This is a genomic window from Micromonospora sp. NPDC047527 (genome assembly GCF_040643015.1).
Taxonomy (GTDB): domain Bacteria; phylum Actinomycetota; class Actinomycetes; order Mycobacteriales; family Micromonosporaceae; genus Micromonospora.
In genome coordinates, this window is sequence record NZ_JBEYTK010000001.1 from 460,712 (window position 1) to 478,917 (window position 18,206).

At 71.1% G+C, this 18,206-nt stretch carries 16 protein-coding genes; 9 read left to right on the forward strand and 7 right to left on the reverse strand.

Annotation, left to right across the window (positions count from 1 at the left end):
• Window positions 1–167: 167 nt before the first annotated feature.
• The 3 genes from ABZ808_RS01930 (at window position 168) to ABZ808_RS01940 (ending at window position 3,671) form a co-directional block, all read left to right on the forward strand.
• Window positions 168–596: a Fur family transcriptional regulator gene (locus ABZ808_RS01930; RefSeq protein WP_356999553.1), complete on the forward strand. Its 429-nt coding sequence runs from the start codon at window positions 168–170 to the stop codon at window positions 594–596.
• A gap of 23 nt (window positions 597–619) precedes the next feature.
• Window positions 620–2,896 (forward strand): catalase/peroxidase HPI, encoded by a 2,277-nt coding sequence (gene katG / locus ABZ808_RS01935; protein WP_356999555.1) that lies wholly within the window; start codon window positions 620–622, stop codon window positions 2,894–2,896.
• A gap of 160 nt (window positions 2,897–3,056) precedes the next feature.
• Window positions 3,057–3,671 (forward strand): dihydrofolate reductase family protein, encoded by a 615-nt coding sequence (locus ABZ808_RS01940; protein WP_356999557.1) that lies wholly within the window; start codon window positions 3,057–3,059, stop codon window positions 3,669–3,671.
• 103 nt (window positions 3,672–3,774) lie between these two features.
• On the opposite strand, the gene ABZ808_RS01945 is transcribed toward ABZ808_RS01940, so the two are convergent.
• Window positions 3,775–5,139, reverse strand: a complete 1,365-nt coding sequence (locus ABZ808_RS01945) for a PHB depolymerase family esterase (protein WP_356999560.1) — start codon at window positions 5,137–5,139, stop codon at window positions 3,775–3,777.
• A 287-nt stretch (window positions 5,140–5,426) separates the two neighbouring features.
• Here ABZ808_RS01945 and ABZ808_RS01950 point away from each other — a divergent pair, with 287 nt between their 5' ends.
• Entirely contained in the window at window positions 5,427–6,482 is a 1,056-nt protein-coding gene (locus ABZ808_RS01950; RefSeq protein WP_356999563.1) for a PaaX family transcriptional regulator C-terminal domain-containing protein, read from the forward strand.
• 185 nt (window positions 6,483–6,667) lie between these two features.
• On the opposite strand, the gene ABZ808_RS01955 is transcribed toward ABZ808_RS01950, so the two are convergent.
• On the reverse strand, window positions 6,668–7,039 hold the full coding sequence (locus ABZ808_RS01955) for a metalloregulator ArsR/SmtB family transcription factor (RefSeq protein ID WP_167944206.1): 372 nt from the start codon (window positions 7,037–7,039) through the stop codon (window positions 6,668–6,670).
• A 255-nt stretch (window positions 7,040–7,294) separates the two neighbouring features.
• On the opposite strand from ABZ808_RS01955, the gene ABZ808_RS01960 reads away from it, so the two are divergent.
• Complete coding sequence (locus tag ABZ808_RS01960) at window positions 7,295–7,420, forward strand: hypothetical protein (protein WP_356999566.1); 126 nt, start codon at window positions 7,295–7,297, stop codon at window positions 7,418–7,420.
• Window positions 7,417–8,508, forward strand: coding sequence for a winged helix DNA-binding domain-containing protein (locus ABZ808_RS01965; protein ID WP_356999568.1), 1,092 nt, complete (start codon window positions 7,417–7,419; stop codon window positions 8,506–8,508). Before ABZ808_RS01960 ends, ABZ808_RS01965 begins: the two co-directional genes overlap by 4 nt.
• Window positions 8,509–8,580: 72 nt before the next feature.
• On the opposite strand, the gene ABZ808_RS01970 is transcribed toward ABZ808_RS01965, so the two are convergent.
• A complete protein-coding gene (locus tag ABZ808_RS01970; protein WP_356999570.1) occupies window positions 8,581–9,639 on the reverse strand; it encodes a polysaccharide deacetylase family protein in 1,059 nt (352 codons plus the stop codon).
• A 484-nt stretch (window positions 9,640–10,123) separates the two neighbouring features.
• Here ABZ808_RS01970 and ABZ808_RS01975 point away from each other — a divergent pair, with 484 nt between their 5' ends.
• On the forward strand, window positions 10,124–10,414 hold the full coding sequence (locus tag ABZ808_RS01975; protein ID WP_356999572.1) for a hypothetical protein: 291 nt from the start codon (window positions 10,124–10,126) through the stop codon (window positions 10,412–10,414).
• Between the two features lie 64 nt (window positions 10,415–10,478).
• On the opposite strand, the gene ABZ808_RS01980 is transcribed toward ABZ808_RS01975, so the two are convergent.
• The 4 genes from ABZ808_RS01980 to ABZ808_RS01995 all read right to left on the reverse strand — a co-directional run bounded on the left by ABZ808_RS01980 (window position 10,479) and on the right by ABZ808_RS01995 (window position 16,720).
• Window positions 10,479–13,721, reverse strand: coding sequence for a DUF87 domain-containing protein (locus ABZ808_RS01980; protein WP_356999575.1), 3,243 nt, complete (start codon window positions 13,719–13,721; stop codon window positions 10,479–10,481).
• Window positions 13,718–14,395 carry a hypothetical protein gene (locus tag ABZ808_RS01985; RefSeq protein WP_356999577.1) on the reverse strand — a complete coding sequence of 226 codons (678 nt, stop codon included), beginning with the start codon at window positions 14,393–14,395 and terminating at the stop codon, window positions 13,718–13,720. The genes ABZ808_RS01980 and ABZ808_RS01985 overlap by 4 nt, the downstream gene beginning before the upstream one ends.
• A complete protein-coding gene (locus tag ABZ808_RS01990) occupies window positions 14,392–15,465 on the reverse strand; it encodes a DUF559 domain-containing protein (RefSeq protein WP_356999580.1) in 1,074 nt (357 codons plus the stop codon). Before ABZ808_RS01990 ends, ABZ808_RS01985 begins: the two co-directional genes overlap by 4 nt.
• A gap of 235 nt (window positions 15,466–15,700) precedes the next feature.
• The gene (locus tag ABZ808_RS01995; RefSeq protein ID WP_356999583.1) at window positions 15,701–16,720 is read right to left on the reverse strand and encodes an aldo/keto reductase; all 1,020 of its coding nucleotides are present in this window, start codon (window positions 16,718–16,720) and stop codon (window positions 15,701–15,703) included.
• 150 nt (window positions 16,721–16,870) lie between these two features.
• On the opposite strand from ABZ808_RS01995, the gene ABZ808_RS02000 reads away from it, so the two are divergent.
• Together ABZ808_RS02000 and ABZ808_RS02005 are read left to right on the forward strand one after the other, a co-directional pair.
• Window positions 16,871–17,455 (forward strand): helix-turn-helix domain-containing protein, encoded by a 585-nt coding sequence (locus ABZ808_RS02000; RefSeq protein WP_357002698.1) that lies wholly within the window; start codon window positions 16,871–16,873, stop codon window positions 17,453–17,455.
• Window positions 17,456–17,597: 142 nt separating this feature from the next.
• On the forward strand, window positions 17,598–18,185 hold the full coding sequence (locus tag ABZ808_RS02005; RefSeq protein WP_356999586.1) for a hypothetical protein: 588 nt from the start codon (window positions 17,598–17,600) through the stop codon (window positions 18,183–18,185).
• The last annotated feature ends 21 nt before the right edge of the window (window positions 18,186–18,206 follow it).

Genomic DNA, 18,206 nt, shown 5'->3' on the forward strand with positions numbered 1-18,206 from the left:
TCGGGCGTCGATTCCAGGCGCTGCCCCGCGAGCGGCCGGGCAGCCCGCAACGCGGTCCAGCAGCCACCGGGCCGCGTTGGCCCGCTCCGCCGGGTGGGCGGGACGTGAGCGAGCCGAGGCCGGCGACAAACTTGATTTATTCCAAAACAGCGGGCTATGGTCTGCACGTGACGTCCGACATCGAGGCCCAGCTTCGGGCGGTCTCGATGCGTGTGACCCGGCCCCGGCTGGCTGTGCTCGCGGCGCTGCGGGACCATCCGCACGTCGACACCGACACGGTGATCGCGCTGGTCCGGGCGGACCACCCCACGATCTCCCACCAGGCGGTGTACGACGTGCTGCGCGCGCTCACCGACGCCGGTCTGGTGCGGCGCATCCAGCCGGCCCGTGCGACAGCCCGTTACGAGTCGCGGGTGGGGGACAACCACCACCACGTCGTGTGTCGCTCCTGCGGCGCGATCGCCGACGTCGAATGCGCCGTCGGCCACGCACCCTGTCTCACCGCCTCCGATGACCACGGCTTCGTGGTCGACGAGGCGGAGGTCGTCTACTGGGGCACCTGCCCCGGCTGCGCGACCGCACGCACCTCCCAGTGATCCGCCAGTTCGGAAGGAAGTACATGAGCGACACCCAGGACAACCGTCCCTCCAGCGCCCAGGGCGTGGATGAGAAGGCGGCGGCCGGCTGCCCCGTTGCGCACGACTCCGTGACCGCGCACGGCAGCGAGAGCGAGAACCCGGCGATCGACTCGCCGACCCCGAAGACCGGCGGTCGTCCGCGTACGAACCGGGACTGGTGGCCCAACCAGCTCGACCTCTCGGTGCTGCACGCGCACTCGCCGAAGGGCAACCCGCTGGGGGCGGACTTCAGCTACGCCAAGGAGTTCGCCAAGCTCGACGTCGAGGCCCTCAAGCAGGACATCACCACGGTCCTCACGACCTCGCAGGACTGGTGGCCGGCCGACTTCGGCCACTACGGCGGCCTGATGATCCGGATGAGCTGGCACGCCGCCGGCACCTACCGCATCCAGGACGGCCGTGGCGGCGCCGGCGACGGTGGCCAGCGGTTCGCCCCGCTCAACAGCTGGCCGGACAACGCCAACCTCGACAAGGCCCGGCGGCTCCTGTGGCCGGTCAAGCAGAAGTACGGCCAGCAGATCTCGTGGGCCGACCTGCTCGTGCTCGCCGGCAACGTGGCCCTGGAGTCGATGGGCTTCAAGACCTTCGGCTTCGGCTTCGGCCGGGAGGACGTCTGGGAGCCCGAGGAGATCTTCTGGGGCCCGGAGGACGCCTGGCTCGGCGACGAGCGCTACGTCTCCGAGAAGGAGATGGCGGCCGACGTCGGCGCCACCGAGATGGGGCTCATCTACGTCAACCCGGAGGGCCCGCGCGGTAACGCGGACCCGCTCGCGGCGGCGCACTTCATCCGGCAGACCTTCGCCCGGATGGCGATGAACGACGAGGAGACCGTCGCCCTCATCGCCGGTGGCCACACCTTCGGCAAGACCCACGGCGCCGGTGTCGCCGACGACCACGTCGGCCCCGAGCCCGAGGGCGCCCCCCTGGAGGCGCAGGGCCTGGGCTGGCTGAGCACCTACGGCAGCGGCAAGGGCGGGGACACGATCACCAGCGGTCTCGAGGTGACGTGGACCGACCGGCCGACGCAGTGGAGCAACCGGTTCTTCGAGATCCTCTTCGGCCACGAGTGGGAGCTCACCACCAGCCCGGGTGGGGCGAAGCAGTGGGTCGCCAAGGACGCCGAGGCGATCATCCCGGACGCGCACGACCCGTCGAAGAAGCACATCCCGTACATGCTGACGACCGACCTGTCGCTGCGCGTCGACCCGGCGTACGAGAAGATCTCGCGGCGCTTCCTGGAGAACCCCGACGAGTTCGCGCTCGCGTTCGCCAAGGCCTGGTACAAGCTGCTGCACCGCGACATGGGTCCGGTGGACCGCTTCCTCGGGCCGTGGGTCCCGGAGGCCCAGCTGTGGCAGGACCCGGTGCCGGCCGTCGACCACGAGCTCGTGGGTGACGCCGATGTCGCCGCCCTCAAGGCGAAGGTGCTGGAGTCCGGCCTCACGACCGCCCAGCTGATCTCGACCGCCTGGGCGTCGGCTGCCAGCTTCCGGTCCACCGACAAGCGCGGCGGTGCCAACGGTGCCCGGATCCGCCTTGAGCCGCAGCGCAGCTGGGAGGTCAACCAGCCGGAGCAGCTCGCGACGGTCCTGGAGACCCTCGAAGGCATCCAGCGGGAGTTCAACTCCGCCGGTGGCGCGAAGATCTCGCTCGCGGACCTGATCGTGCTCGCCGGCTCGGCCGCGGTCGAGAAGGCGGCGCGTGACGCCGGCGTCGAGGTGACCGTGCCGTTCCGGCCGGGCCGCACCGACGCCACCCAGGAGCAGACCGACGTCGAGTCGTTCCGGGTCCTCGAGCCGCGCGCGGATGGCTTCCGCAACTACCTGCGTCCCGGCGAGAAGACCCAGCCGGAGGTGCTGCTCATCGACCGCGCGTACATGCTCAACCTGACCGCGCCCGAGATGACCGTCCTCATCGGCGGCCTGCGCTCCCTCGGGAACAACGTCGGCGGAGCGGCCCACGGTGTCCTCACCGACCGGCCCGGCGTGCTCACCAACGACTTCTTCGCCAACCTGCTCTCCCCGGGCACCCGGTGGAAGGCGTCGGAGTCCGAGGAGCACGTCTACGAGATCCGGGACCTGGCCACCGACGAGGTGAAGTGGACCGCCACCGCGGTCGACCTCATCTTCGGCTCCAACTCCCAGCTGCGGGCCCTCGCCGAGGTCTACGCCAGCCAGGACGCGCGGGACAAGTTCGTGGCCGACTTCGTCGCGGCCTGGACGAAGGTCATGGAACTCGACCGGTTCGACGTGGCCTGACCCCTGCCCCAACCGACGAGCCCTGGTCGATCCTCAGCGATCGACCGGGGCTCGTTCGTCGTCGTGACGCGCCGTCGCGACAGGTCGGTGTCCGGTCGATGAGTTTGGGATGCTGTGGCGGTCTACCTGCTGACATCACCTGATTCGAAGGAGCACCGCCATGGCGAAGGTCATCTCCACGCTGTTCATCTCGGCCGACGGGGTGGCCGAGATCGACCCCGACTGGCACTTCCCGTACTTCGACGAGAACATGGGCCGCGCCGTCGGCGAGGACTACGACACCTCCGACGTGCTGCTCATCGGCCGCGAGACGTACGACAGTTTCGCGGGCGCCTGGCCTGAACGTGAGGCCGCGGGCGGGGAGGACGCCGGGTTCGCCAAGCAGCTCGGGGACGTCCGCAAGGTGGTCGTCTCGCGCCAGCCGCTGGAGTTCACCTGGCGCAACTCGGAACTGGTCGAGGGTGACCTGGTCGCCGCGGTCGCCGCGCTCAAGGCCGACGCCGGCATCAAGGGCATCCTCATCCCCGGCTCGATCTCCGTGGTGCAGCAGCTGCTCGCCGCGGGGCTGGTCGACGAGCTGCGTCTGCTGGTGCACCCGGTGGCGGCGCGCAAGGGCCGCCGGCTCTTCGACGACGGCGACACGCCGTACCACCTGAGGGTCACCGCGACCGAGGTGTTCCCGACCGGCGCGATCCGCGTGATCTACACGCCGACCGACGCGCCCGCGACGGTCACCTACGACGAGGTCACGGACCTGGTCCCGGCCGGCGAATAGCTCCCCGGCCGTGCCTCGTCGCGCCTTCGCGCCGACGTGGGATGTGACCGCCGGGACTCCGGGGAGGTGCGCGGGCCGCGCACCTCCCCGGAGTCCGCCGTCCTCAGGCGAGGGTGCAGGACGCGCCGTTGAGGGTGAACGAGGCGGGTCGAGCGGTGTTACCGGTGTGGGTGGCCTGGAAGCCGATGGTGACCGATCCGTTGGCGGGGATGGTGGCGTTGTAGGAAAGGTTTCGGGCCGTCACCTGCCCCGAGGTGGGGGAGTAGGAGGCGTTCCAGCCCGAGGTGATGTTCTGCCCGCTGGGCAGGGCGAAGGCGAGGGACCAGCCGTTGATGGCGGTCGCGCCGGTGTTGGTGATGGTGATGTTCTCCGTCAGCCCGTTGTTCCAGGCGTTGACGGCCACGGTCACACCACAGCCGCTGGCCGGGGGCGGAGTCGTCGGCGGCGGGGTGGTCGGGGGCGGAGTCGTGGGCGGCGGGGTGGTGGGCGGCGGCGTGGTCGGCGGTGGGGTGGTGGGCGGCGGGGTGGTCGGCGGGTTGGTCAGGCCGAAGAACTGGACGGCGGCCGCGGCCATGCCGGAGCTGGGCAGGCTGTGCCCGGCGCCCTGGACGCTGTACGCCTCGACCTGGACGGTGCCGCTGGTGTCGGCGTACCTGCGTCGGTTCCAGTTCGCCTGCGGCGTGTCGGTGGAGGTGGGTGTCTGGCTGAGCCCGAACACGTTGGTCCACTGCTCGATCGTCTCCTGCAGCAGCGAGAACGGCACGAGCGTGTCGTTGGTGCCGTGCCACAACTGCACGCGGGGGCGAGTGCCGGAGTAGCCGGGGTATGCCTGGCGGACCGCGTCCCCCCACTGCTGTGGCGTCCGGTTCATGTTCCCGCCGGTGCACTGGCTGGCCCCCGGCGGGTAGTCCGCCGCGTTGGCGAAGCAGTTGAAGGGCACGCCCATGAAGGCCGCCCCTGCCTTGAACACGTCGGGGTAGAGCGCCAGCATGTGGTTGGTCATCATGCCGCCGGACGAGCTGCCGGTGGCGTACACCCGGTTGGCGTCGCCGCCGTACTGCTGCTGGGCGTAACGGATCATGGAGATGATCGACACCGGGTCGCTGCCGCCGCCGCGGCGCTTGGCGGCGTCGGACCACGTGTCGAAGCAGTTGCCGAACCCGGCCTGTTGGGTCGCGCTCGGGTAGATCACGATGAATCCGTACCGGTCGGCCTGGCTGGCGAACTCACTGCCGGAGTAGAAGCCGGGGCCGGAGCCACCGCAGCCGTGCATGGCCACCACGATCGCCGGCCTGGCCGGGCGGTTGTCCGGCACGTAGACGTGCATGCGCATCCGGCCCGGGTTGTCGCCGAAGCTGGTCACCTCGGCCAGCGACGCGGCGTATGCGGGTTGGAATGCGGGGATCACCAGGCCGATCGCGGCCAGTGACGCGGTGAGGCCGAGCAACAGTTTCCTTCTGATTCTCACGGGGACGACTCCTTCGATCAGCTGTGCGGGCTGGGATCGGCCACGCGCGTCCGGCTCGCGGGAACTCCCGGCTCCCCGCGGTGATCGCGCATCGCCTACAACGTGTGCTCGCCCTGTGCCCGGCTCAGTGCGGCGTCGCGTTGCAGATAGTGTTATCCCCGGGCCAAGAAGTGTCAATCGACGTGCCTCGATCAGGTTTGGTCGGTTCCGCCGGCCTCTGCGACCATGGCTCGCCGACGGTCCGTCTACAGTCGGTAGACCGTTCCTGAGCAGAGCCCGGAGTGCCTGTGGCGATTCCGTTCAACATCGAGGAGATCTATCCGGACGATGGGGAGCACTCGCTCCGGATGCCCCGGCGACAGGCCGGCAGCTCACCGCAGGGCGTCACGGTGACCCTGCTGGCGGACTACACACTGCGAGCCCGCGCCACGCTCCCGTCCGCCGCCATCGTCGCGTTGCTCGCCGAGTCCGGCGTGACGACGGCCGGCGCCCGTGCCGCGATCAGCCGACTGGCCCGTCGGGGTGTTCTTGAGGGCAGCCGGCAGGGACGACACAGCTCCTACCGGCTCACTCAGGCCGCCGCCGTCAGCCTCTCGGCCGGAGGCCACTGGATCCTCGCCTCCACCACGGCGGCCGAGCCCTGGGACGGGTGCTGGACGACAGTCGCCTTCTCGCTACCCCAGGACCGCGGCGCGCAGCGGCGGGCCCTGCGTGGCCAGCTCCGCTGGCTGGGGTACGCGCCGCTGTACGACGGGCTGTGGATCTCACCGTACGAGTTGACTCCGCCGGCTCGGGCGCAACTCGCCCAGCTCGCCGGTGGCGCCGTCACGGTGTTCCGGGGACGACAGGTGGCGCTCGACGCGGACAGCCAGCGCGCTCCCATCGATGCCTGGGACATCGACGCGATCAGGGGGCACTACGAGGCGTTCCTGCGGAGGTGGGCGCCCCTGGTGCCGCAGGTGCGCTCGGGACAGGTCGACGGCGCGGCGGCGGTGCGGACGCGTACCGAGGTCATGGACACCTTCCGGCGCTTCCCCATCCTCGACCCGCAACTGCCCCGGGAGATCCTCCCGGCCGGATGGCTCCGGCAGCCGGCCCGGGAGTTGTTCGCGGCCGTCTACGACGGTCTCGCCGAACCGGCGGAGCGACACGTGCGAGCGGTCGTCGGGCAGTTCACCGACAGTGCGCAGCCCGGCATCCAGGCGCACACCACCACCGACCTGCTCGCCGGGGTGCGCGGCGACGTGGGCCGGGCGAGACCGGCCCAGCGCGGGCCGGCCCTCGCATCGACGGCTGACTGTGTATCTGGTGGAGAGCGACGCGGCGACAGGGGGCCCGGGTGACCATCCGCAGCGGAGAGCCTCGGCGGGCGGACGCGCCGCAGCCACGCCCGTCCGACCAGGACGTGTCCTTCAACGGCGCCGTCGCCCGCGTCGGCTGAGGACAGCGCGCCGGGGGCGTACCACCGACCTCGCCCTGAGCGATCGTCGGTGCGGCCCGCCGGCCGCGGTCGGCTAGCTGGCCCGCATCAGCGGGTCTTCTTCGTCGGCCGCTTGCGAGGCGGCGTCAGCAGGTCGGCGATCGCCGCGATCGCGGACGGCACGATCCGGTAGTACGCCCAGACGCCGCGCTTTTCGCGCTCGATCAGGCCGGCCTCGGTGAGGATCCGGAGGTGATGGCTCACGGTCGGCTGGGAGAGATTGAGCGGCGCGGTCAGGTCGGTGACCGACGCCTCGCCCTCCGGCGCCGACTGGATCAGGCTGAGCAGGCGCAGGCGGGCCGGGTCGGCGAACGCCTTCAGCACCCCCGCGAGTCGCTCGGCGTCGGCGCGCTTGATCGGCTCACCAGCGAGGGGCGAGATGACAGGCATAGAAGTTTCCGCAGTTCCCACGTCATGCATAGTTCCACCAAGACTGTCGGTTGACCGGCGGAATCGGACACTTCGCCAAACCAGTGGTACGAGTCACGCCCGACGGCGGCCTGCTCCGCGTACCGGACACGGGCGGCGCCCAGGCGCGTCTGGAGCAGCGAGAGCAGTCGAGCTGAGGTCCTCGGCACAGCCGTCGATGGCACCCTACGAGAGGCGGACACAGCCTGACCTCTTCACCTGCGATCGTCGTCTCGTGCCCGACACCGACCGGAAGGACGCGTCGCCATGACCGCCACGACCACCCCAGCCGCGGTGCTCGACCCGGAGCGGACCGACCTGCTCGACCAAAGCGCCCGCCTCGCCCTGATCACCACGTCACCCGCCATCCGAGACCGCCGAGGCGCCCGATGACGGTTCTCGACAACCGGGCGCTCAACCGCGCGACGCTCGCCCGGCAGCTGCTGCTCGATCGCGCCGACCCGCCGGTGCCCGGGGCCGTCGCGCAGCTCGGCGGACTCCAGGCACAGGAACCGCAGGAGCCGTTCGTCGGGCTCTGGTCGCGACTGCGTGCCTTCGATCCGGCGGTGCTGTCGGACCTGCTGGTCCAGCGGCAGGTGGTGCGGACGCACCTGATGCGCCGTACCGTCCATCTGGTCGTCGCCGCCGACGCCCTGGCCTGGCGCGCCCGGCACGACGCCATGCTGCGCCAACGGACGCTCGGGGCCTACCGGCGCGAGCTGGACGGGGTGGACCTCGACGAGGTGGTCGCGGCGGGCCGGGCGCTGATGGCCGACGGCGTGCCCCGCACGATGACCGAGATCGCGCGGGCGCTCGCCGATCGCTGGCCGACGCCGGGGCCGCGGGCACTGGGTGAAATGGTGGTCGCCGCGCTCGTTCCGATGGTCCAGTTGCCGCCGCGCGGGGTGTGGCGCGCGAAGGCAGGTGTGCGCAACGTCCCGCTCTCCCTGTGGCTGGGTCGGGAGATCGACTCGCCGTCGCTGGAGCCCTCCGACCCCGCCGGTCAGGCGCTCGTACGGCGGTATCTGGCCGCGTTCGGCCCCGCGGCCACGGCCGACCTGCGGGCCTGGTGCGGCCTCACCGGCCTGCCACCCGCGGTGGCCGCGCTGCGCGAGGAGCTGGTGACCTTCCGAGACGAGCGTGGCCGCGAACTGATCGACCTCCCCGACGCGCCGCGTCCCGACCCCGACACACCCGCGCCGGTACGGTTTCTGCCGGCGTTCGACAACGCGATACTCGGCTACGAGGATCGCAGCCGGATCATCGACCACGCTCATCGCGGCCTGTCGGTCGCCGGTGAGCGGGTGGTGCTGGTCGACGGCCGGGTCGCCGCGACCTGGACCGTCGACGCCGAAACCGTGCGCGTCACACCGCTGGGCCGCCTGTCCCGAGGCGATATCGCCGCCGTGACCGAGGAGGGGGAGGCTCTGGCGTCGTTCCTCTCCGACGGCGACAGCGACCGGGTCCGCGTCGACCTCTGAGGGCGGTGCGCCGTGCCGGCGCTGGTCCTGCGGGGCGTCCGCCGCCCGCCCCGCAGGACCAGGTCCCGAAGGTCAGCCCGCGGTGCAGGAGCGGATCTGTGGTCGGGCGTTGCTGTTGCCGTTGAACATCGTGGTGAAGCCGAAGGTGTTGCCGCTGCCATTGGACCGCACGGTCATGACGTTGCCGCTGCTGTCCCAGGTGGCGCTGCCGTTCCAGACGCTGGAGACCTTCTGCGGCGCGGTGAGGGCGACGACCACGGACCAGGTGCTGGCGCCGCTGACGGTCACCGACGTGTTGTAGCGGTCACCCCAGACGTTGGGGGTCGTCGCGGTCGCCGTGCAGCTGCCGCCGGAGGGCGGCGGCGTCGTGGCAGGCGGCGGGGTCGTGCCGGGTGGCGGGGTCGTGGCGGGTGGCGGCGTCGTGCCGTCCGGCGCGACCGCACGACCGGTGGACGGCGAGATCATGCCGGGGCACAGGTTGCGGCTGGTGAGGTTGGCCATGATCTGCCCGATGGCGTCGCGGGTGTTCTGGATCCCGTCGTGCATGAGGATGACCTGGCCGGCCTGGAGGCGACTGGCGTTGGACACGATCTGACTGACGCTGGCGCCGTTCCAGTCCTGGGAGTCCACGTCCCAGATCACCTGTCGCATGCCGAGCGACGAGGCGACGGACTGGAGGGTGGAGTTGGTCTCCCCGTACGGGGGCCGGAACAGCTGTGGCCGGCTGCCGGTGGCCGACTGGATAGCCGAGCTGGTCTGTGACAGGTCGGACTGCATCTGCGCCTGGCTCATCGACGTCATGTGGGCGTGGTTCCAGCTGTGGTTGCCGACCCACATGCCGGCGGCCACCTGGGCCTGTGCCGCCGAGCGGTTGTTCTGGACGTTCTGACCGACGTTGAACATCGTGGCCCGCGCGCCGTTGTTGCGCAGCACGCTCAGCAGCGCGCTGGTGCTGCCGCTCGGTCCGTCGTCGAAGGTGAGCCCGACGTAGCCGTTGCAGGTGGCGGCGCTGGACGGGGTCGCGGTGGCCGCGACGACGACGCCGCACGCCGCGACGGCGGTGGCGAGGATGGACAGCCCCGCGCGTAGTCGCTTCGACCGTACGAGGGTGCGGAGGGGGACGGTGCTCATCTGGTGCCCCTTCTACCGGGCTGGGAGGCGTGGAGGCGCACGCCGGCCATCCGGATGGTGGTGGGGAGATCGACCGAAACCCGACGAAGCGGGGCTGCATCGACCGTGATGGATCGGAGTATTACAGCGGGAATTCCGACGCGTCAACAACTTCCGGAAGCGCTCTCGGCGGGGAGATCTGATCCGGAAGTTGATCGGAACTATCGGCCTCGATCGGCGTGCCGGGCGGACGCCGCCGCCGAGGGCCGCAACCATGCTCGGGAAGGCAGCCTCGCAGCCTGGGTCAACGAGCCGCCTCCGGAGCCGTTGGCCGGCGAGGGTTACCGCAATGTTTCCGAGAAATGTTGACAGCGCGTCGTGGCCGTACCAATACTTTCGCCATCGGCGGACCTCGACGGCTGTCGATCAAGGCCGCCGCAGTTCCACACCATGCCGGCACGCCGCCCCCCGCCGGCACTCACAAGGAGGAAGCATCACATGACCGATGTTTCCACCCACCCGAAGAGCCGGCGGCTGCTCCGCCACGCTGTCTGCCGGCCAGCAGTGGGGCGACCGCTACAACCTCAACGTCGCGGTCTCGGGCTCCAACAACTGGACGGTGACGATGAACGTGCCGTCCCCGGCCAAGGTCCTCTCCACCTGGAACATCAACGCCAGCTACCCCAATGCCCAGACGCTGACCGCGACGCCCAACGGCAGCGGCAACAACTTCGGCGTCACCATCGGGACCAACGGCAACTGGACCTGGCCATCGGTCTCCTGTAGCGCGAGCTGACCCTCGTACACCCGGATCAGCGCACTGTGGCACGGCGGCTCCCGGCCGCCGCGCCACGAGGCTGTCACGGCCTGCCAGTACGCGGATCAGCGACGGGGCGGGTGCGGGCAACGACCTCCTCGGGGGTCAGCGGCGCCCTCGGATGATGCGTGAGGCACAGCGGGGTGCGGACCTTGACGAACGAGAAGCCCGCCCCAGCCACGTAGAACTCACCGCTGCTCAAAAGGCCGATGTCGGGCAGCCGTCCGCCCTTGGCCTCGGCCAGCTGGCGGGCGGCGTCGATCTGCGCCGGCGCGTTGAGCAGCCCGAAGAACTGGGTCGTCGCGTTGCCGGAGATCTGGTTGTGTAGACCCTTCGGCGCCTGGGTGGCGAAGACCAACCCGAGCCCGTACTTCCGGGCCTGGGAGGCGAGCGCGATGGAGCTGGCCGTGCAGGCCGTGTTGCCCGTCGACGGCGCGAGTGTCTGCGCTTCGTCCATCACGAAGAGGCCGCCCAGCGGACGGTCACCCGCCGGGTGCCGCTTCACCCAGGCGAAGAGCGCCATCTGCAACTGGTTGACGAAGCTCTGGCGTTCCTGGTCGGAGGTGAGGCCGACGAAGCTGATGACCGAGACCCGTGCCCGCCGCCCCGGCGACGGCGTCAGCAGCAGCCCTGGGTCGGCCGGCGCGCCGACCCCACCGAAGAGCGGGTCGGTGACCATAGCCGCCTTGAGCGTCTCGGCCAGTTCCTGGGCGAGCTTGTCGGCCCGCGTCAGACGGCTGACCCCGTCGGGCAGATCGGCGAGGAACTCGGTGAAGCCGTGCAGTCCGACCATGCCGCTGCGCGCGTACGCCTGAAGGGCCTCGGTGAGCACCGCCTTGCCCTGCTGGGCCAGCTTGGTGGGCCGGTCGACGCCGGCCCGTGGTGCGAGCGCCTCCACGGCGGACCGGATCGCCTGGTCGAATTCGTCGGGCCATTCGCGCAACGACGTGAAGTCGGGCAGTGGTTGGAAACTCAGCGGACGGCCGGCGGTGACGCGGGGCGTCCACACGACCACCTCGGTGTGGGCGAGATAGTCGGCGGCACGCTCAGCGTCACCGGAACCCCAGCCGGCGGGTGCCTCGGGCCACGGGTCGCCCAGCCGCGCGAGGTCGTTGTTGGGGTCGAGCACGATCGAGGAAACGCCCTGCCGGGCGCACTCCTCGACGAGCCGGCGGATGAGCACCGTCTTGCCGGAACCCGACCCGGCGAACAGCACGGCGTGCCTGCGGAGAGACTCCAGGTCCACCGTGAAGGGACGGCCACCCTCGATCGTGCGTCCCAACCCGATCGACCGTCCGTCGCGGGCGGCCGCGGAGTCGGGCGGATCAGCGGCGGGCGGCGAGGACGAGACGACCGGGTCCACGGACGTTTCGCCGGCGATGCCGACGGTCGTGCCAGACGGGCCGGGCGCGGTGGTGAGGGGCGCGGTGGTGGCGGGAGCCGGTTCCGGCCCCGGCAGGACCGCCCGCAAGAGTGCCGTTGTGCTTGCCGGGCGGCGGGCGATCAGCCACTCCTGCAAAGCCGCGGACGGCTCGCCCGCCATCACCTGCAGGGCCGCGAAGACCCGCAGGTCCGCCTCTGTCACCGCGCAGCGGACGCCGCCGGCCGCGTCGAAGGCGGTCAACACCTCCGTGGTACGTCTGCCCGTCGGCCACGGACCGTTGCGCAACAGCACCAGTCGCCGCTGCGGCAGGTCCCGGTCCAGCCCGGCCATGGTGCACGCGGCCTTGACCCGCGCGGTGACCGCGATCGCGTTGGGATGCGCGATCGCCCGGAAGCACCAGTGCGCCTCGTTCTCGGTGGCCTCGTCGAGGACCTCGATCAACCGTCCGTGCAGCGCGGGCTTGCGGCTGGGCGGTGGGTCGTACTTGTAGGTGGCGCCGGTCGGCGCCTGCTCGGCGATCCAGGCGGCCAGGCCGGCCGCGAGCAGCGGTGGCATCCGCTCGTCCTCGCCGGCCGGCGTGAGCGCGGCCGATACGTCCGCCGCGGCCACCAGTTCGGCGAACCGGGCGTCCAACGTGCGCAGCTTCTGCTCGTCGGCCGCCTGGTCGTTCGGCCGGCCAGGCACGACGGCCGGGGACGGTGCGGCGTCGACGCCGTCGATGAGCCGGTCGAGTTCGGTGACCTCGTCGCGGTCCCGGCACCAGGCGACGTGGCGGTCCACCCGCCGCAGCAGAGCACGTGGCGTCAGGGTTGGCGCGTCGGCGAAAGCGGAGGGGTCGATGGGCCAGGTCGGGTACGGCGGGTCGAAGCGCGATCCCGCGAACGCGGCGGTGAGCCGTTTCACCACGATCGCCAGGCCGATCTCCGGAGTGGGTATCCGGTCCGGCAGGGTCGCCTGCCGGAACCGGTCACTGACCGGCGTGGGCGCGCTGCGGGTCAGCAACTCCCAGGTGTCGGGTAGGCAGGAGACGACGATCAGCGTGCGACGGGTGACGTCCCGGAGCTTGAGCAGGCCGTCGGCGATCGGGCCGACCACCCGCGCCTGGCCGTCCTCCAGGCCGGCGTGCTGCTCCCACAGCGAGGTGCTGCTCTGGGCGAAGAGCGTGTCGAGCTGATCCACGGCGATGACCGTCGGGTCCAACGTCAGAGCCATCAGCCGGGAAATGTCCTGCACGATCTGCTGCGGGGTCCGCAGCCCAGGGCTCAACCCCCACGCCGCTCGCGCCTGCGGGTCGCCCGGCTCGGAGATCAGGTGGGCGTAACCGACGTCCTGCGCCTCGAAGTCGATGGCGCCGTGCAGGATCAGCGCCCGGGCGGTGTCCTGGCAGTCCCGCCCGACCTCCCGGTCGCGGCTGCGCAGCCCTCGGATGAAGGCGTCCAGGTGTTCGCGGGTCACCGGCTGGGTGCCGGCGACCGCGTCCCGGACCTCGACCGGCAGGCCGAGCTGGGCGGTGAGCCGGCGCAGGAAGGTACGCAACTGGGTGCCCCAGCCGATCGCGTCGCGACCCATGCCCTCCACCAGGGCGAGGGCGACGCTCTCCCAGAACGTCTTGCCGCTGACCATGTCGACCAGGAAAAAGTAGCCGCCGTCGCGCTGGACGCGCTCACGGACCGCGCCGAGCAGGTGCGTCTTGCCGGCACCCGCCCGACCCTGCATGGCCACGCCGAGCGGCACGGTCGTGTCGTCGGTGCGCGCCCGTCCCACCCCGCGCAGGATCTCCGCGACCACCTTCTCGTGCAGCTCGGGGACGTTGTGCGGGCTGGCCCGCCAGACGTCGTCCGGGGTGACGGCCGGGTTGAAGCTCACCGCCTCCAGGGCGGCCCGCTGCTCGTCGGAGATCATGCCGGGCCGATCGCCATGGCGTGATTGTCCTCGTTGCCGATCCGCACGGCCGCCGCCCGGTCGCGCGCGGTCAGCGACTTGGTGTTCGCCACCGGGATGATGCGTACATCCGCACGCTCGACCATGGCCCGCAGCGCGGTGTCGACGGCGGACCGATCGGTGTCGGCGAGGCGGTCCCGTACGTCGGCGAGACCGACCCAGGCGCCCGGTGCGGCGGCCAGATCCCGGTACGCCGCGCGTACCAGCGCCTCCACGTCCACGGCGGGGGCGCGGGCGGGGGGCTCCGGCGTGGCGGCGACCGGCGCCCCACCGTCGGTCTGCTTGAAGAAGTCGCCGTGGCTGAGCCGGAGTCGGTCCAGCGAGCGGTGCAGGTTGGTCAGGACGGTGAGCAGTGAGCGGGTCGCCGAGCCGGCCGCCTTCGGTGGGGCGGCGGTGTGCAGCTGACGGACCACCCGCCAGCCCTCGTCGGTCAGCTCGTGGGCGAACGGACGGTGCTGCCGGTCCGTCACGACCAGGCCCAGGTCGACGAGCCGCTTGTTGTCCTTACCGGTCAACGTGAAGCCAGCCAGCTCACGCAGCTCGACGTTGGTGAGTCGGCGCGCCTCGACCATCAGCACCACGAGGGCGTTGATCTGGTTCGGCGTCAGGCTCGGTACGTCCGCCGGGCTCGTCATGATGTCTCATCTCCAAGGGGATGCGTGCCGTCCGCGCGTCTGCGCGCCAGCAGCCGACGGATCCCGTCAACCACCGCCGGTACGTCGGACAGCACCTGCTCATTGGTGAAGCGGAGCACGCTCAGCCCGAGCAGTTGCAGCCGAACGTCTCTCCGCCGGTCGTTGGCGAAAGCGATTCGCCCCCGATGCTCCGGCCCGTCCACCTCGACCGCAAGACCCTCGGCGGGCCAAAAGAGATCCAGCCGGTAGGGCTCGCCGAGCGGATGCGGCTCGTACGTCTGATTCCACCGTCGGCCCCGCGCCCAGAGGTGTGGCGTGAGCGCGCGTTCCAGCGCCTGTTCGGCCGCGCTGTCGCCGCGCGGTACACCGGCGATCGGTGGCCAGGCCAGCAACGCGGGCTCCGGTGGGCCGACCATGTCTGGTACCTGACCAGTCGCGTTGGCCAGGTCGACGAAGCGGGCCGGCACCGTGACCGGCACCGAACGGACCCGGTCCGTGTGATGCATTCCAGCGCCAGCCAGCCACACTGTGAAGTCGCCGTGCCGCACCAGCCACTCGGCGGCAGCCACGAGTGTCCGTTCGGCGTCCGGGCCCAGCTCGGGCACGGTGACGAGAAGGACGCACTCCTTACGGCCGTACGCCTCGGCGATCACCCGGGCGAGCCCGGCGGCGCGTACCTCCGCCGGAAAGCGGAACCGGTCGCCGGGCCGCCGGGAACCGCGTGTCGAGCGCTCGGCCAGGTCGGTCAGGAACGGACCGAAGTGCCGCGAGCGGACAGCGGTGCGGGCCGCCAGCGAGCGGGCCGCCGCCACGCTCAGCGTGCCCTGACCGTCAAAGCCGTCCGCGCCCGGCAACCAGCTGGGAAACATCGCGACCGCCACGCTGTCCAACTGGTCGAGGAGGGTGCTCACCAGGTCACCCAGCGGACCCACGACCACGGGCCGGTAGTGCACGAGAGCTGGCGCTTCCGGCGGCAGCGGGTCGAGCGCGACCCGCAGCAGTTCGGGATCGACGCCCGGCAGGTGGCTGACACGTCGGGGCGCCGAAGCGGCCCACCAGGTCGGGCTCATCGTGCGGTGGCACCGCGATTCCGGCTGTGGCTGCCCCCGTACGCCCCACAATGCTGGGCCTCAGGCCGAGCCGGGCGCGCCATGCTGGCACCATACGACAGGGATCGGTCCGACCGCCGCCCCGGGACAACACCTCTCGGTGAACTGAGAGCCAAGATCGGGGCGTGCCCAGGCGCCCGACGAGGTTCCGGGGCCACCGCCCCGCTCGTGGCGGCACCGTCGGCGCTCCTCCGGGTCAGCGACGTCGCAGCGTCGGGTCGAGCAGGGCGGGCGGGGTGTCGAACTTCTCGTGGGCGGCCAGGTCGACGCCCGGAGCGACGATCGAGTCGATGGCGTCGAGCACGTCGCCGGAGAGCACGGTGTCCGCGGCGGCGAGCTGGGAGCGCAGGTGGTCCATGGTGCGGGGGCCGATGAGCGCGCTGGTCACGGCGGGGTGCGCGGTGACGAACCCGAGCGCGAGCTGGATCATGGTGAGGCCGGCCTCGTCGGCGACGGCGGCCAACTTCTCGACGGCGTCCATCCTGGCCTGGTTGGCCGCGATGGTGGTGTCGAAGCGCTCCGGCAGTATCGTCGAGCGGCTGGTGGTGATCTCCCGGCCGGCCCGGACCGCGCCCGACAACCAGCCCGTGGCCAGCGGGCTCCAGGCCAGGACGCCGAGGCCGTACTGCTGCGTGACCGGCAGGACGTGGGTCTCGATCCCGCGCTGCAAGATCGAGTAGCTGGGCTGCTCGGTGACGTAGCGGCTCAGGCGGTGCTCCCGGGCGGCCCACTCGGCCTGCACGATGCGGTACGCGGGGGCGGTCGAGGAGCCGAAGTAGCGGATCTTGCCGGCCCGTTGTAGGTCGGTCAGCGCCGACAGGGTTTCCTCGTCGCTGGTGGTCGGGTCCCACCGGTGGATCTGGTAGAGGTCGACGTGGTCGACGCCGAGGCGTCGCAGGCTGTTGTCCAGCTCGGTGACCAGCCAGCGGCGCGAGCTGCCCCGATGGTTGCGCTCGTCGCCCATGGGCAGGCCCGCCTTCGTGGCCAGCACGATGTCGTCGCGGCGGCCGGCGATGGCCCTGCCGACCAGCTCCTCCGACTCGCCCTGGCTGTACATGTCGGCGGTGTCGATGAGGTTGATGCCCGCGTTCAGGGCGGCGTCGACGATCGCCGTCGCCTCCTCCTGGGTGGTTCGTCCGATCTTGCCGAAGTTCATCGCGCCGAGCGCGAGCGTGCTGACCTGGACGCCGGTGCGACCCAAGGTGCGGTACTGCATGGCTGTTCCTCCGTGCGGTAGGGGTGAAGCTGGCTGCGGCCCGCCTGTTCTGGCACACTGAACAAGTGGAACCATGTTCCGCTAAAGAATATACGGAACACTGTTCCGTTTGGCAACCAGGGTGACGGAGGTAGCGGCGCAGTGGCCGACATCGACAGCGGATCAGCGCGGCCGGCACCGCGGAAACGGGCCGACGCCCGGCGCAACGAGGCGACGCTCCTGGACGCCGCCGCCTCGGCCTTCATCGCCTCCGGCGTCGACGTGCCCGTCCGCGACATCGCGGCCCGGGCCGGCGTCGGTGTCGGCACGATCTACCGCCACTTCCCGACGCGCGCCGACCTCATCGTGGCCGTCTACCGACACCAGGTGGAGGCGTGCGCCGAGGCCGGACCGACCCTGCTGGCCAGCGGCGGCACACCGCGTGCTGCCCTGGCGCGATGGATCGACCTCTTCGTCGACTTCCTCGTCACCAAGCACGGCCTCGCCGAGGCACTACAGTCCGACAACGCCGCCTTCCAGTCGCTGCACGCCTACTTCCTCGACCGCCTGGTGCCCGTGTGCGCCCAACTGCTCGACGCCGCCGCCACGGCGGGCGAGATCCGATCCGACCTGACCGCCATCGAACTGCTGCGCGGCGTCGGCAACCTCTGCGTCGGCGCGGACGACCCCCGCTACGACGCGCGTCGCATGGTCGGCATCCTCGTCGCGGGGCTGGGCGTCATCGACGACGACTGAGCAGCGACGGCGGTCGCACGGCGACGCGACCGTGCGATGAGCGCTCAGGGTTCCTCGGTGGAAGACCTGAGGCGAAGACCGGGGCTGTGCCAGGGCAGCGCCCGGAGGTCGGACCGACGCCGACGGCCAGAGGATGGCATTCATGAGAAGAGCTTCGATCTTTCTGGTCGCCGGGCCGACCTGCATCGTCGGCTACGGACTCCTCCGGCTGTGGGGGAGGTCCGACGGAACGTACGGGCCGGGCCTGGACTGGCAGGCCGCGCACCTGGTCGGCCTCGCGGGCATGGTGTTCTTCGTACCGGCCGTCCTGGCGTTGGCCCGCCTGCTGCCCCGCAGCCCGTGGCGCACCGGCGTGGTGGCCCTCACGCTGGTCGGGCTCGCCGCCACGATGGTGCAGTTCGGCGCCGACATCGTGGAGGGGCTGATGGCGGCGGACCGGGCGGAGATGTCGGCGCTCGGCGCCGACTTCAAGGACATCCCCGGCGTCGAGATCGCCTTCTACGACGTCGTACCCCAGCTCTTCTTCCTCGGTCTGGTCGTCCTCGCGGGCATGCTGGTCGCCAGCCGGCGACTGCCGTGGTGGAGCGTTCCGCTGCTGCTCGCCGGCATCGTCGCGCCGGTCGTCACGCTCGATCTGCTTCCGCTGGGCGGCCTGTGCATGCTGGTGGCGCTCGCGCCGGCTCTGCCGGCCCTGCGGCAGCGACCGATGCGATCTGTCGGGATCCACTGAGGACTGCGCTCCCAGGTCCGC